The following is a 14,117-nucleotide window of genomic DNA, read 5'->3' as shown; positions in this document are numbered from 1 at the left end:
GCGCGGGTCTGACCGCCCGGGTAACCGATCCCGGTCAGCCGCGCTCCCAGTCCTCGACCGGGCCGGGCACCGGCTGGAACAGCGGATGGGGGCTCGGCTCGTCGTGCTCCCAGCGAGCCGCGTCCTGGGGGCTGCGCTGGGCCAGCTTGGCCCCCAGATGGCGCCACTCGAGGTCGAGCTGACTGGTGGTGACCGGGATGAGCGGTGGCGGCGTCTGTCCGCAGGGCCGCAGGATCAGCGTCGTGTTGAAGTGGTAGCCCCGCGCGGTGGCCTCCCGGCCGAGGCCCTCCAGGTAGCAGCCGACCGCGGCCAGCGGATCGGTCTGGGCGCGGAACCGGTTGAGCTGGGGATGGTTGCGGTACCCCTTGGTGCGGCCGGCCAGGACCGCCTGGGCCAGCAGACTCTCCCGCCAGCAGGCGACCAGCCCCATCCGGTCCAGATGGCGCGGGTTCAGAGACCAGAGTCTCATCGGATCTCCTTTCCCCAGTGGGACGGCCACCAGATCGGCCGGCCGATGTCGTAGCAGAGCGCCGGCAGCAGCACCGCCCGCACCAGGAAGGTGTCGACGAGCACCCCGAAGGCCACGATGAAGGCGATCTGGACCAGGAAGAGGATCGGGATCACCGACAGCGCCGCGAATGTCGCCGCCAGCACCAGCCCCGCCGAGGTGATCACCCCGCCGGTGAACTGGAGCCCCCGGATGATCCCGGGCCGGGTGCCGTGGGCGCCGGACTCCTCGCGCACCCGGGTCATCAGAAAGATGTTGTAGTCGATCCCCAGCGCGATCAGGAAGACGAAGCCGAACAGCGGCACCGCCGGATCGGCCCCCGGCAGGTCCAGGACGGTGTTGAAGACCACCGCCGCCACCCCCATCGTCGCCCCGAAGGACAGCACGGTGGTGCCCAGCAGGACCAGCGGGGCGACCACCGCCCGCAGCAGCACCATGAGAATCACCAGGATCACCGCCAGCACCAGCGGGATGATGAGATTGCGGTCGCGCAGCGAGGTGTCGTTGGTGTCGATGGCGGTGGCCGTCACCCCGCCCACCAGAGCGGTGGCGCCGCCGCGGTCCAGCTCGGAGCGCAGATCGCGGACGGTCTGCTCGGCGGCATCGGAGTCGGCCGCATCGGCCAGGGTCGCCTGGAGGAGCACCTGGCCGTCGACCACCCGAGGCTCGGGCGCCGGGGTGCCCGGGCCGCCGAACCCGCCGATCCCCGACCGGGTCACCGGTGCGGTGCCCGCCGGGGTGTCGGCCGAGACGGCGACACTCTGCACCCCCGAACTCGCCAGCAGGACGTCGGCGACCTTCTGCAGGTCCGCCGAGCTGGTGACGACGAAGGCGGGACTGCCGGAGCCGCCGGGGAAGTGCTCAGCCAGGGCGCGCTGTCCGTCGCGGGCCTGGGAGGAGCCGAGCACCAGGTCGGACTGGGGCACCCCCTGGGCGCGCAGCTGGGTGATCCCCAGGGTGCACACCGCCAGGATCACGCAGGCCACCACCCACACCGTGCGCGGCCGCGTCGACACCGCCCGTCCTGCCCGCGCCCACAGCCCGGTGGGGGAGACCTCGCCGGAGGCCTGCGGGTCGAAGTGCGGGACCCTGGGCCAGAGGGCGGCCCGTCCCATCAGCAGCAGCATCGCCGGGAGGAAGGTCAGCGCCGCCAGCATCGCGAAGACGATGCCGATGGAGGTCACCGGCCCCAGGGTGCTGTTGGACTTCAGCTCGCTGAGCATCAGGCACAGCAGTCCGGCGATGACGGTGCCGCCGGAGGCGACGATCGGCCTGACGGACCCCTTGAGGGCATCGACGGTGGCGGTCCACCGGTCCCTCTCGGCGATCAGCGCCTCCCGGTACCGGGCGACGTAGAGCAGGGCGTAGTCGGTGGCCGCCCCGATCACCAGGATGAACAGGATCCCCTGGGTCTGCCCGCTCAGCAGCAGCACCCCGGCCCGCGCCAGGTGCCAGACCACCAGCAGGGCCACCGTCAGCGCCGAGACTCCGGTCAGCAGCACCACGACGGGCAGCAGCAGGGACCGGTAGACGATCAGCAGGATCACCAGGACGGCCGCCAGGGCCACTCCCAGCAGCAGGGTGTCGATCCCCGAGAAGGCCTCCAGGAGATCCGCGGTGAATCCCGCCGGTCCGGTGACGAAGACCTCGATCCCCTCCGGTGCGGTCCTCTCGAGGGTGTTCCTGACCCGGTCGACCGCCTCGCCGACGTCGGCGTCCCGGTCGATCGGGACGAAGGCCTGGATGGCTCGGCCGTCCTTGGAGGGAATGGCCGGGGAGCCCTGGCCGGTCACCCCCTGGACCGAGGCCAGCCCCTGGACCGCCTTCTGCAGGGCGCCGGTCTGGCTGCGGGTCAGCGGCGACCCGCTGGTCATCACGACCACCGCGGGGATCGCCGAAGAGTCGTTGAACCTCCCAAGCAGCTCCTGGACCCGGGTCGCATCGGCCGACCGCGGAAGGTAGGCGGTGGCGTCGTTGGAAGAGACCTCGTCGACCCGACCGAAGTAGGGTCCGCCGACCCCCGCCCCGGCCAGCCAGATGAGGATGAGCAGGGCGGGCACCAGCACCCTCAGCCAGCTGCGCGGAGTCCTGGAGGCGCTCCGGTGGCCGGAGGGGTCGTTGTCCATGCGGTCACAATAGGCGCGCCGTCGCCCACCCCGCGAGGCTGCGACACCCCCGTCCGCTCCCGGCGATCATGAGACGGGCCGGGGACGGCTTCCTACACTTGGCCCATGCGCATCGCTATCGGAGGCTTCGCCGGACTGCTGGGCAGCGCCCTGGTCACGGAGCTTCGTCGACAGGGCCACGAGGTCGTGACCCTCACCCGTCACGAGCCCATCGAGGCCAGCGACAGACGGTGGGACCTCGACACCCTGTCCATCGCCCCGCCCTTCCTGGACGACGTCGACGCCGTCATCAACCTGGCCGGCGAACCCATCGCCGGGGGACGCTGGACCGAGGACCGCAAGCAGCGCATCCTCTACTCCCGCCTGGACACCACCCGGATCGTCACCCGGGCGCTGGAGAGTTCGAAGCGGTGCAAGATCTTCCTCAACGGATCGGCCGTCGGCTACTACGGCCCGCGCGGCGACGAGTGGGTCTGCGAGCAGGACGGAGCCGGCGACGGATTCCTCGCCGGAGTCTGCCGGCAGTGGGAGGCCGCGGCCTCCGAGGCCCCCGACGACGTCCGCGTCGTGATGCTGCGCACCGGCCAGGTGATCGCCTCCCAGGGCGGATTCCTGGCCAAGCAGCGGCCCATGGTGCGGCTGGGACTGGCCGGCAGGATGGGCTCGGGGCGGCAGTACCTGTCGTGGATCAGCCTGCGCGACCACATCCGGGTGATGATCGCGGCCCTGACCAACCCCGAGATCGTCGGGCCGATCAACCTGGTGGCCCCGATCCCGGTGACCAATGCCGAGTTCATCGCCACCTACTCCGAGTACCTGCACCGCCCACACATGCTGCCGCTGCCCACCCCGGCGGTCCGGATGATCTTCGGCTCCGAGCTCGTCGACGAGGCGCTGCTCGCCGGCCAGCGGGTCCGCGGCGAGGTGCTCGGCCGGATCGGGTTCGAGTTCGACGACCCCAGCCTCGCCCGGGCGATCGCCACCGCCGAGCGGGGCAGGCGGTGAGCCGGCAGAACACTCGCCCGGTCCCGGTGGTCACCTGGACCCTCATCGGGATCTGCGTGCTGGTGTGGGCGGTCGAGCTCACGGTGCCCGGATTCATCGACGACATCGCGCTGTCGGCCGCGGCCGGGCGCGAGGAGCCGTGGCGGTTCCTCACCTCGGCCTTCGCCCACGCCGAGAACATCACCCACATCGGGTTCAACATGTGGGCGCTGTGGGCGGTGGGTCGCAGCCTCGAGGGATTCCTGGGGCGGGCCCGCTACATCGCCAGCTATCTGCTGTCGGCCCTGGCCGGCAGCACCCTGTTCGTGGTGATGGCCTCGCCGGCACCGAACGGGACGGCGATCGTGCCGGGCTGGTACGACGGACTGGTCGGCGCCTCGGGGGCGATCTTCGGGCTGTTCGGCACCCTGCTGGTGGTGCAGCGGCGACTCGGCGGGTCGACCAGGCCGCTGTGGATCGTGCTGGGTCTCAACGTGGCGCTGGTCTTCTTCATCCCCGACATCGCCTGGCAGGCCCACGTCGGAGGATTTCTGGCGGGCCTGGTGACCGGCGTGGTGTTCTTCGAGGACACCGAGCGGGTGCGCCGCGGACACCGGCCGATGACCTGGTGGGCGCTGGCCGGACTGCTGGCGGTGATGGTGATCCTGGTGGTCCTGAAGTACGTCATCACCCCGGTGCCTGGCTGAGCCCCGGATCCGGCAGGTCGGCGGGTGCGCCCCGCTGAAGGTGAGGGGCTGAGCCCCGGATCCGACAGGTCGGCGGGTCCGCCCCGCTGACGGTGAGGGGCTGAGCTCAGCCCACCACGATGTCGGCCAGGGTCCGGGGGCGGTGCCGCAGCCAGTGGAGCTCCTCCTGGACGGCCCACATCTGCCAGTAGGGGGCGAACATCTCGCCGTCGCGGTCCAGAGCCCGTCGTCTGCGGGTCCGCGGGTCCGCCTCGCACCAGATGCGGGTGGTGGCCATCGCCGCCGAGACCGGGGTGAGGGCCCCGCAGCACTCGACGAGGATCGCCGCCCGGGGGTCCAGCTCGCGCCGGTCGCCGGGGGCCTTCGCGGCCCAGTCCCACGGTCGGTACCCGGCGTCGTGGTCGGCCAGGATCTTCTCGGGGACCATCCGCCACGCCGCCGACAGGCCGGCCCAACCCGGGTAGAAGTCGTCGTGGACCAGCTGCCAGGGCGCTCCCGGCCGCCGGTCCAGGATGCCGACCAGGGCCTCGGCGAGGGTGGACTTGCCCGATCCCGAGCCGCCGTCGATCAGGACCACCGGTCGTCGTCCGGCGCCGTCGGCCGCAATCCGATCGACGATGGGGTCGGCCTCGCCAGGGGAGAAGGTCTCGGCCGGCCCGTGTGGGGAGCGCGCTGGTGGGCGGTCGGCAGCCTGGTGAGGTCTCACGGGGCACCATCATCCTCCGGTGGGTGGGAGGAACTGTGGACCCGCATCGGAATCCGGGGCACAGGTGCACTGGACCGTTCCCGGTTTGGTGTGCGATCTTCGGGAGAGTTCGCCGGGGGATCGAACACGAATGGGCGTGGTGTGGGGCCGTGGGGCCGATGTCGGGCCTGGTGTGGGGGTGTGGGGTCGATGTCGGGCCTGGTCCGGGTTTCTGTGCGATCTTGGGTTGAACTCACCGGAAGATCGAACACCAACGGGCCTGTGTGGGGGTTGTGGGTCTGGTGTCGGGCCTGGCCCGGGTTTGTGTTCGATCTTGGGTTGAACTCACCGGAAGATCGAACACGAATGGGCCTGGGTGGTGTCGTCCCCCGGCCTGGGTGGGGTCGTCCCCCGGGTCTGGCGGCGTCGTGTCGGACGTCAGCACGCCCCTGGCGGACGGACTGATAGAGTCTTCGGCGTCGACAGGGGAGCACGCAATCGTGCTGAGAGTGCCGAGAAGGCAGACCCTCGAACCTGATCCGGACCCGCACCAGCGGGATCAACCCGGCGTAGGGAGTCGAGAATCTCTCCAGGCTCTTTCGTCAGGGCCAGCCGCCCGGACGCGAGCGCCGGGCCCCTCCATGAGGAGGAGAAGGCAATGTTCGGGATCCGAGACCATCACGCAGGACTGGCCGTTCTGCTCGCCGCAGCGATGGCACTGGCCGGGTGCGGGTCATCGGGCGGGTCGTCCAGCGCCGGCTCGGCCTCCGGCTCGGCCACCCCGTCCAAGGACGTCACCATCGTCACCCACGACTCCTGGGCGATGAGCAAGAACGTCGTCGCCGAGTTCACCAAGAAGACCGGCTACCGGCCCAAGTTCGTCTCCCAGGGGGACGCCGGCGCCGTCGTCAACCAGATGATCCTCACCAAGGACTCCCCGCTCGGCGACGCCGTCTTCGGCATCGACAACACCTTCTCCGGACGCGCCATCCAGGCCGGCGTGCTGGACCCCTACAGCTCCGCCGCGCTGCCCGCCTCGGCCAAGGACGCCGCCCAGGACACCGACGGCAAGCTCACCCCGATCGATCGCGGCGACGTCTGCATCAACGCCGACGACGGCTGGTTCTCCGCCAAGAAGCTGGCGGTCCCCACCACCCTCGACGATCTCGCCAAGCCCCAGTACAAGAACCTGCTGGTGGTCTCCAGCCCGGCCACCTCCTCCCCGGGAATGGCCTTCCTGGCAGCCACCGTCGGCGCCAAGGGCGAGAACGGCTGGAAGGGCTACTGGACCAGCCTCAAGAACAACGGCGTCAAGGTCGACAAGGGCTGGCAGGACGCCTACAACGTCGACTTCAGCGCCGGCCAGGGCAAGGGCAGGTACCCGCTCGTGCTGTCCTACTCGACCTCCCCGGCCGACACCGTGAGCAAGGACGGGAAGACCACCGCCACCTCCGCCCTGCTCAACACCTGCTTCCGCCAGACCGAGTACGCCGGGGTCATCCACGGCGCCAAGAACCCCGCCGGGGCGAAGGCCTTCGTCGACTTCCTGCTCTCCAAGGACGCCCAGGCCGACATCCCCGGGCAGATGTACATGTACCCGATCGACTCCTCGGTGGCGCTGCCCGCCGAGTGGAAGAAGTTCGCCCCGTTGTCCCCCAAGCCGTTCACCGTCGACCCGAAGACGCTGTCGGTCAACCGGAACACCTGGATCAAGGAGTGGACCGAGACGGTTCAGGGGTGAGGTCCTACCGGACGTCCCAGTGGGTGTGGCGCGCCTGCTGGCTGGTCGCCGGCCTGCTGGCCGTCGGCTTCCTGGCGGTCTTCTTCGCCGCCCCGGCGATCCACCTCATCGTGAAGGGGTTCATCGATGAGGAGGGCCACCCCACCCTCGCGGTGATGGCCCAGACCTTCCAGTCCTCGCGGACCTGGCGGATCATCCGGTTCACCCTGGGACAGGCGAGCCTGGGCACCCTGCTCTGCCTGGTGCTCGGCCTGTTCGGCGCCCACCTGCTCTACCGGGTGAGCTGGCCCGGACGCACCCTCGTCCGGGCCCTGGTCTCGGTGCCCTTCGTGCTGCCGACCGTGGTGGTCGGCGTCGCCTTCCGGACCCTGCTGGCCTCCAACGGCCGGCTCGGGTTCCTCGGCCTGGACGGGTCCTGGCAGGCCATCACCGCCGCCCTGGTGTTCTTCAACTACTCCGTGGTGGTGCGCACGGTGGGGTCCACCTGGGCCCAGCTCGACCCGCGCCGGGCCGACGCCGCCCGGGCTCTGGGGGCCGGTCCGCTGCGGGTCTGGCGGACCGTCACCCTGCCGGCCCTGGCGCCGGCGATCGCCTCGGCGGCCTCGGTGGTCTTCCTGTTCTGCGCCTCGGCCTTCGGCATCGTCCAGGTGCTCGGCGGCACCCAGTACTCCACCCTGGAGACCGAGATCTACACCCAGACCGTCGAGTTCCTCGACCTACCCACCGCCTCCTCGCTGGCGGTGGTTCAGCTGGCGGTCACCGGGCTGTGCCTGTTCCTGTCGGGTCGGGCCCAGCGCCGTCTGCAACGGTCCCTGGGCAGTGCCTCGCCGGGACCGCTGCGATTCCGGGGACGCCGCGACGGGCTGCCAGTGGTCGTCACCGCCCTCGTCGTGGTCGTCCTGCTGCTCGCTCCCGTGCTCACCCTGGTGGAGCGGTCCTTCCAGCGCGACGGCGTGTGGTCGATGGCCAACTACCGGGCGCTGATGTCGCCCGGGGACGGCTCCGGGATGGTCATCAGCGTCTGGCAGACCCTCATCAACTCCCTCACCACCGCGGTCTGGGCGACCCTGCTGGCGGTCGGGCTGGGTGCGGTGGTGGCCCTGCTGCTGTCGCGGCGTCCCACCGGCCGGTGGGGACGGGCCGGCCTGTCGATCGGCGATGCGGCCTTCATGCTTCCCCTGGGGGTCTCCGCGGTGACCGTCGGATTCGGATTCCTCATCACCCTGGACCGGCCGCCGCTGGACCTGCGCACCTCCCCGGTGCTGGTGCCGATCGCCCAGGCGATGGTGGCGATCCCACTGGTCACCCGGGTGCTGCTGCCGCCGTTGCGCGGGATCGATCCGCGTCAGCAGGAGGCGGCCGCGGCGCTGGGGGCGCCGCCGTGGCGGGTGCTGGGAACCATCGACCTGCCGGTGCTGGCGCGCGGCCTGGGACTGGCGATCGGGTTCGCCTTCTCCACCTCGTTGGGGGAGTTCGGGGCGACCTCCTTCCTGTCGCGTCCCGATCGGATGACCCTGCCGGTGGCGATCGGCCGGCTGATCTCACGGCCCGGCGCCGAGAACTACGGGATGGCGATGGCCGCCTCGGTGCTGCTGGCGGGGATGACGGTGGTCGTGATGGGGATCGCGGAGAGACTTCGACCACCGGAGGTGACGTCGTGGTAGGCGAGCAGGTGACGGATGAGGGTCTGGATGAGGGTTCGGAGGACCGCGTGGTGGACAAGGGTGCTGCAGGGCTGTCGGTGAGAGACCTGACGGTCCGCTACGAGGAGGGCGCCCCGCCCGCGGTGGACGACGTCAGTCTCGATGTCGCACCGGGCCGGGTGGTCGCCCTGCTGGGCGCCTCCGGGTCGGGCAAGTCCTCCCTGCTGAGGGCGGTCGCCGGCCTGGTGCGGCCCGAGCGGGGGACCGTGCTGTGGGACGGCGAGGACGTCACCAGGGTGCCCGTCCACCGTCGCGGCTTCGGGCTGATGTTCCAGGACGGCCAGCTGTTCCCGCACCGGGACGTCGCCGGAAATGTCGGCTATGCCCTCAACCGGATGCCGCGGGGACGACGTCGCGCCCGGGTGGGGGAGCTCCTCGAGCTGGTCGGGCTCCAGGGGTACCAGAACCGGCCGGTCCAGGAGATCTCCGGCGGCCAGGCGCAGCGGGTCGCGCTGGCCCGGGCGCTGGCGGCCCAACCTCGGCTGCTGCTGCTCGACGAACCGCTGTCCAGCCTCGACAAGGCGCTGAGGTCCCGGCTGGCCTCCGACATCCGGGACCTGGTGCAGCGCACCGGGACGACCACAGTCCACGTCACCCACGACCAGGACGAGGCCTTCGCGGTGGCCGACCTGGTCGGGGTGATGGAGGCCGGGCGACTCGTCCAGCTCGACACCCCGGCCCGGCTGTGGGGCCACCCGGCCGACGCCGGTGTGGTGGAACTGCTCGGCCAGGGGCCGGTGGTCGCCCCCGAGCAGATGGCGGCCTGGTTCGGGGTGCGGGTCGAGGGGCCGGTGGCACTGCCGGTCGGGTCGCTGGTGGTGGAGGAGGCCCGGGAGTCCAGTGGTCGCGCTCCCGGGGCCGGTGGGATCAGCGCGGAAGTGGTCTCCTCGCGGTTCGTGAGGGGTCGCACCGAGGTGGAGGTGAAGCTGCCCGACGGGCGTCTTGCGGCGGCGGTCGTCGGTGGTGGTGCCCTCGGCAGAGAGCCCGGCGAGACGGTGGGTCTCGGCGTGGACGCCTCGGCTCTCGTGCACCTCCGGCCGGGACACTGACTGCCGGCTGCGGCGTCGACCCCGGTAGCCTGCCGCCCATAACGTGCATCGTGGTGCTTCCGACGCAGTTGGTCACCCGGTACCAGGTGGTCGACCGGGAGCTGGTCGGTGCACCGGCCGATGTGGTGGACACCCCCTCGCATCTGAACGCACTGGAACGCGACATCGCCCTCCACGGGATTCTCGTGCCCCTGGATCTGGCCTTCAACGAGGAGTTCGCCACCCTGGACGGCCATCACCGTCTGGCGGTGGCCCGGCGGCTCGGCCTGGCGACGGTTCCGGTCGCGCTGCGGCGTCTGCCGCTGACGCCGCGCCCGTGGTGGGCCCAGACCATGGATCCGCAGGACTTCACCGTTCTGGACGCAGAGTGGTCGAGGGCCCATCGGATGATGGGCCCTCGACCACTCGACAGCTAGCCGATCAGCCAGCCTCGGGCGTCACCAGACGGGACTGTCGCTGGGACTTCTCTCCCCAGCGCACCGTCAGCAGCGCGACGATGGCGATGATCGGGCAGATGGCGATGACGAGCATCGTCGACTTGATGCCGATCGCGGCCAGCACGACCGGGAAGAAGAACAGGCCGATGGCCGATCCGACGCGACCCATGGTCTCCGACCAGCCCGTGCCGATGCCGCGGATCTCGGTGGGGTAGACGACGGCGGCCAGCGTCTTGGACAGCGGGCCTGGTCCGAAGGAGCTTCCGGCGAGCAGGAAGGCGACCAGGAAGACCGGGAGCAGGGACGGGTCCTGTCCGCCCTGGACTCCGATGAGACCCATCCACACCAGGCAGACCAGCACGATCGCATAGCCCACCAGGCCCAGCCTGCGCAGGCCGAGTCGCGAGGTGAGCCGCACCCCGAGCAGGCCGGCGAGCATGGCGAGGCCCTGGGCGCAGATCGTGGCGACGATGGTCGAGACCATGTCCTTGCCGAACACCATCGCGGCGATGACCGGGATGTAGAAGCCCACACCGTAGTACTGGAGCTGCTGAGCGAAGGCGCAGATCGACACCAGCACCGTCTTCGCCCGCTGCTTCTGGCCGAAGAGCTCCCTGACCCCGTGCTTCTGCTCCTCTTCCATCGTGTCATCGCTGCCGTCGGGCTCGACGATGACATTGAGGTCGTAGGTCTTGCCCAGCACGCCGGCGGCCTGTTCGAGAGTCTGATGCCTGGCCGACCACTGGGGTGATTCCTCGGAGTACTTCAGCCGCAGCACCAGGGCGACGACGGCGATGACTGCCCCGAATCCGACCGTGAACCGCCAGATGTGCGAGGTGACCGCGTTGATCGCGAACGGCAGCGCGATGCTGACGCCAAGAATGTTGGAGAATGAGGCCAACGGCTGCCAGAAGTTGATGAACTTCGCATTGGTCTCCTTGGTCAGCAGTTCGGCCATGAAGGAGAAGGCCACCGGCATGTCCAGACCGATTGCGATACCAAGAATTACGCGGAAGAACAGAACCATCCAGAAATTCACCGACAGGCAGATCCCGATCGGTGCGACCGTCAGCAGCACGGCGCAGATGATGAACAGTTTGTACCGTCCGGTGCGGTCGGCGATGATGCCGCCGGCCAGGGCGCTGGCGAGCGCTCCGAGTGCGGTCGCCGAGGTGATGAATCCGATCTGGGTCGCGGTCAGGCCGAGGTCCTGCGTCATCGAGCTGACGCCGATGCTCAGGCTCCCCAGGTCATAGGCGTCGGCGAGGACCGAGGTCATCGCGATCGCGAACAGAATTCCGACCCGAGGGGTGTTCCTGGGATTGTCCTCGAGGTATCTGAGGATATCGCGACGACTGTGGATGACGACCGTCTCGGAGGGTGCTTCTGGTGCAACTGCTGTTGTCATGTTCATGCCGCTCTTCCTTAAGGGCACGCAGGATATCGGGGGATCGTCACTGACCCTGACCGATCTTCATTCGATATTAAGTTCTGGTTGGTATGGGTGTCTTGTCAATTTATGGATGCCACTTGGGTCAGGCCCGGACATCAACGTGCGGGATGGTGTTCTCCGGTGCTCCCGGGGCCGGTCAGTACCCGGCCCCGGGATCTGGTTCTGTGTGCTGGCGCGCCCCGACGGTTCGCGACGGCGTCGTCTTCTCAGTCGGTGAGTTCCCGGCCCGGGTAGGAGGGCATGGTGCACACCGGGTGCTCGTAGGCGCGGATCTCGTAGACCCCGGCCGACGGATCTCCGTTGGTCTTCAGGGCGACCAGGCGCAGGCGGTCGGTCGTCACCGGGCTGTCGAACGTGTGGACGACCCGGGTGGAGGTGTTGTCCTGGACACGGGCGAGGGTGTGCCAGCCATCGGCCTGCGCCGCCTGGATCTCGTACTCGCGCAGTGTCTGTGGGTCCCGGAAGAAGGGCGGATAGGCGTGGTACTCCCGCAGCAGATGGCCGGGGAAGGTCACCTGCACCTGGCGCACGGTCCGGGGCGCATCCCAGTCGAGCTGGATCCAGGCGGGCAGCGGCTCGGCCGGGTCCGAGCGCCACTCGTTGGTCGACCGGTGCGGCCGGGCCACCCCGGAGATCACCTCGCCGGGCTCGTAGCCGCGCTGGGCCGGGCTGACCCGGAAGGACAGCGTCTGGCCGGAGCCGAACCGGCGGTAGTGCCCGGGGCGGTCCTCGTAGGTGGCGATCTGGCCCGGGAGCACCGCGGGGGAGATGTGCCACTCGACGTCGGGAGAGGCCTCCAGGTCGATCCGGATGTAGCCGGGCCCCTCCGCCGCGGCCGCCGGGAGCGCGACATCCCAGTCCACCCAGGTGGGACCGCCCACGGGCACCGTCAGTTCAGTGCTGGCCAGCGGCTCTCCCGAGTTGGACTGGTAGTCCCAGATGTCGGTGACTGGGTACAGCCGGGCAGTGAGGGTGACAGGGGCGTCGCCGTGGTTGGACAGGGCCAGCCCGATCGTGTCCAGCGGCTGTCCGGCACCGCGGATGATCCACTGGGCGGTGCGCCTCTCCAGCCGGCCGGTGGCCGGGAACAGCGGGTAGTCCCGCCAGTACTCGACGCCACCCAGATGGCTCTGCGAGGACGGTCCGACCCCTCTGACCAGGTCCGACGAGCTCGCCGTGATCGTGGCGGAGCGGGCCAGGTCGGACGGGTCTGCGTTGCCGACGTGCACCAGGAAGGCGCCGTCGCGCAGCAGGGTCTGCTGCACGTCCGCCACATTGGCCATGGCGGCGTCGGCGACATTGGGGGCGGCGTGGTTGAGAGCGGCGGCGACGCCGACGGCCTGTCCCATCGAGGCACAGGTGCCGATGACCCGGGTCGCCGACAGTGCGGCGTGGGTGGCCGACATGTCGCGGCCCGCGAAGAACAGGTTGCTCAGCGCGCGTGAGGTCAGTGACGACAGCGGGATGGAGAACGGTCCGACGTACTTGGATCCCATCGACGCCGCGTGCGGATTGGTCCACTGGTTCGCGGTGGTGGGCTCGGCGACGTCCTTGAGGAGGCCGCCGATGGTGTGCAGGTCCATGTACCAGCCGCCGAAGGCCACCTCGTCCTCGTAGGCCGGGTTCTCCACGAGGTCCTGCTCGCGCAGGATGTGCCGTCCCTCGAGTCGACGCGACTCGCGCTTGCCGGGGATCTGACCGACCCAGTCCAGGGCCAGCGTGGCGGCGCGGGGGGACCAGTAGGGATCGCGGTTCTTGAGATAGTCCCAGATTCCCAGCACGTGTCGGGTCAGTTCGTGACGCAGCGTCTCGTTGTCGTAAAGGGTGTCCCACGGCGCACCGAGCTCGATCCACCAGTACCCGCACTCCAGGTGGGGCACCTTGCGGCCGCCCTTGAGGAAGAACCGCTCGTCGTCGTACCTGACGGCCCAGTCGGGAGCGTGGAACTCGGTGGGCGCACCGGTGTCGACCGTCTTGAAGCAGAGGGTCGAGCCCATCGTGTCGGAGGTCGCCTCGTCCGGGGCGTAGACCTCGCCGAACTCGCTGCCCGCCTCCATGCCCTGGCGACCGGGGTTGCCGGCGAGCTCGCCCAGTGTGCCGTCGCCGGTGCAGTCGATGAAGACGTCGGCGGAGATGTCATGGATGAGTTCCGCCCCCCAGGTCCGTGCCGTGATCCTGGTGATGCGGCCATCCACCACGGTCGCGTCCTCGACCCCGGTGTTGAGCTGGAGTGTGAGGTTCTCGGTACGAGTAGCCATGTCGTAGAGGACCATGTCCCACACCGAGTTTGTCCAGCCGTCCTCCCAGATCCGGGCATGGTTGACGACCCGGTCCTGGATCAGGGCCTCGGAGATCACGCCGGTCTCGCGGGCGTATCCGTGGAAGGCGGCGGCGCCGTGCGGCGTGACGCGCACCTCGGAGGAGGAGTTGCCTCCCAGCACTGGACGGTCCTGGATAAGGACGGTCCTGGCCCCGTGGCGGGCGGAGGCGATTGCCGCGGACACGCCTGCCATCCCACCGCCGGCGACCACCACGTCAAAGTGTTCTGAATCTGTGCGCATAGCCCTCTCTCCATCCCGACGACATGGTGACCTCGACAACGGGGTCCACGGCGCTTCGTTGACGCCATTCCACGACATCGTGGTTCTCTTCCACCCCAGGGTGGACCGGTCCACCTTTGTGGACCGGTCCACACACTACGCATGGGGAAATTTGAGGTCAATA

The 14,117-nt window shown here is 69.7% G+C and carries 11 protein-coding genes and 1 riboswitch; of the genes, 6 read left to right on the top strand and 5 right to left on the bottom strand.

The window, feature by feature from the left end:
* Window positions 1-34: 34 nt before the first annotated feature.
* Together H590_RS0101590 and H590_RS14290 are read right to left on the bottom strand one after the other, a co-directional pair.
* Entirely contained in the window at window positions 35-469 is a 435-nt protein-coding gene (locus H590_RS0101590) for a pyrimidine dimer DNA glycosylase/endonuclease V (RefSeq protein ID WP_028702172.1), read from the bottom strand.
* Complete coding sequence (locus H590_RS14290; RefSeq protein ID WP_084149191.1) at window positions 466-2,634, bottom strand: MMPL family transporter; 2,169 nt, start codon at window positions 2,632-2,634, stop codon at window positions 466-468. Before H590_RS14290 ends, H590_RS0101590 begins: the two co-directional genes overlap by 4 nt.
* Window positions 2,635-2,739: 105 nt before the next feature.
* Between H590_RS14290 and H590_RS0101580 the strand changes: the two genes are divergently transcribed.
* Together H590_RS0101580 and H590_RS0101575 are read left to right on the top strand one after the other, a co-directional pair.
* The gene (locus tag H590_RS0101580; protein WP_028702171.1) at window positions 2,740-3,639 is read left to right on the top strand and encodes a TIGR01777 family oxidoreductase; all 900 of its coding nucleotides are present in this window, start codon (window positions 2,740-2,742) and stop codon (window positions 3,637-3,639) included.
* Complete coding sequence (locus H590_RS0101575; RefSeq protein ID WP_028702170.1) at window positions 3,636-4,325, top strand: rhomboid family intramembrane serine protease; 690 nt, start codon at window positions 3,636-3,638, stop codon at window positions 4,323-4,325. Before H590_RS0101580 ends, H590_RS0101575 begins: the two co-directional genes overlap by 4 nt.
* 106 nt (window positions 4,326-4,431) lie before the next feature.
* Here H590_RS0101575 and H590_RS0101570 read toward each other — a convergent pair whose 3' ends face one another.
* Window positions 4,432-5,031 carry a nucleoside/nucleotide kinase family protein gene (locus H590_RS0101570; RefSeq protein ID WP_232020914.1) on the bottom strand — a complete coding sequence of 200 codons (600 nt, stop codon included), beginning with the start codon at window positions 5,029-5,031 and terminating at the stop codon, window positions 4,432-4,434.
* 453 nt (window positions 5,032-5,484) lie between these two features.
* Window positions 5,485-5,603: riboswitch (TPP riboswitch) on the top strand.
* Window positions 5,604-5,668: 65 nt separating this feature from the next.
* Here H590_RS0101570 and H590_RS0101565 point away from each other — a divergent pair.
* The 4 genes from H590_RS0101565 to H590_RS18600 are packed head-to-tail and all read left to right on the top strand — an operon-like array spanning window position 5,669 to window position 9,919.
* Window positions 5,669-6,751, top strand: coding sequence for a thiamine ABC transporter substrate-binding protein (locus H590_RS0101565; protein WP_028702168.1), 1,083 nt, complete (start codon window positions 5,669-5,671; stop codon window positions 6,749-6,751).
* Window positions 6,727-8,415: an ABC transporter permease gene (locus tag H590_RS0101560; protein ID WP_028702167.1), complete on the top strand. Its 1,689-nt coding sequence runs from the start codon at window positions 6,727-6,729 to the stop codon at window positions 8,413-8,415. Before H590_RS0101565 ends, H590_RS0101560 begins: the two co-directional genes overlap by 25 nt.
* A complete protein-coding gene (locus tag H590_RS0101555; protein WP_232020915.1) occupies window positions 8,409-9,503 on the top strand; it encodes an ABC transporter ATP-binding protein in 1,095 nt (364 codons plus the stop codon). The genes H590_RS0101560 and H590_RS0101555 overlap by 7 nt, the downstream gene beginning before the upstream one ends.
* A 50-nt stretch (window positions 9,504-9,553) precedes the next feature.
* Window positions 9,554-9,919: a ParB N-terminal domain-containing protein gene (locus H590_RS18600; protein ID WP_028702165.1), complete on the top strand. Its 366-nt coding sequence runs from the start codon at window positions 9,554-9,556 to the stop codon at window positions 9,917-9,919.
* A gap of 4 nt (window positions 9,920-9,923) precedes the next feature.
* Here the strand turns inward: H590_RS18600 and H590_RS0101545 are convergent, their stop codons facing one another.
* Window positions 9,924-11,354 (bottom strand): MFS transporter, encoded by a 1,431-nt coding sequence (locus H590_RS0101545; protein ID WP_084149190.1) that lies wholly within the window; start codon window positions 11,352-11,354, stop codon window positions 9,924-9,926.
* Between the two features lie 245 nt (window positions 11,355-11,599).
* A complete protein-coding gene (locus H590_RS14285) occupies window positions 11,600-13,954 on the bottom strand; it encodes an FAD-dependent oxidoreductase (RefSeq protein ID WP_051238054.1) in 2,355 nt (784 codons plus the stop codon).
* Window positions 13,955-14,117: the final 163 nt, after the last annotated feature.

Origin of the sequence: Acidipropionibacterium jensenii DSM 20535 (assembly GCF_000425285.1) — a bacterium.
In the GTDB taxonomy this organism is placed as follows: domain Bacteria; phylum Actinomycetota; class Actinomycetes; order Propionibacteriales; family Propionibacteriaceae; genus Acidipropionibacterium; species Acidipropionibacterium jensenii.
Note: the sequence above shows the minus strand (reverse complement) of the source record. Positions and strands in the feature narration are given on the sequence as shown.

What these genes read in the sequence shown, in the direction of transcription:
- H590_RS0101590 (WP_028702172.1), bottom strand. Translation starts at nt 469, where the DNA reads ATGAGACTCTGGTCTCTGAACCCGCGCCATCTGGACCGGATGGGGCTG.
- H590_RS14290 (WP_084149191.1), bottom strand. Translation starts at nt 2,634, where the DNA reads ATGGACAACGACCCCTCCGGCCACCGGAGCGCCTCCAGGACTCCGCGC.
- H590_RS0101565 (WP_028702168.1), top strand. Translation starts at nt 5,669, where the DNA reads ATGTTCGGGATCCGAGACCATCACGCAGGACTGGCCGTTCTGCTCGCC.
- H590_RS0101545 (WP_084149190.1), bottom strand. Translation starts at nt 11,354, where the DNA reads ATGAACATGACAACAGCAGTTGCACCAGAAGCACCCTCCGAGACGGTC.
- H590_RS0101580 (WP_028702171.1), top strand. Translation starts at nt 2,740, where the DNA reads ATGCGCATCGCTATCGGAGGCTTCGCCGGACTGCTGGGCAGCGCCCTG.
- H590_RS14285 (WP_051238054.1), bottom strand. Translation starts at nt 13,954, where the DNA reads ATGCGCACAGATTCAGAACACTTTGACGTGGTGGTCGCCGGCGGTGGG.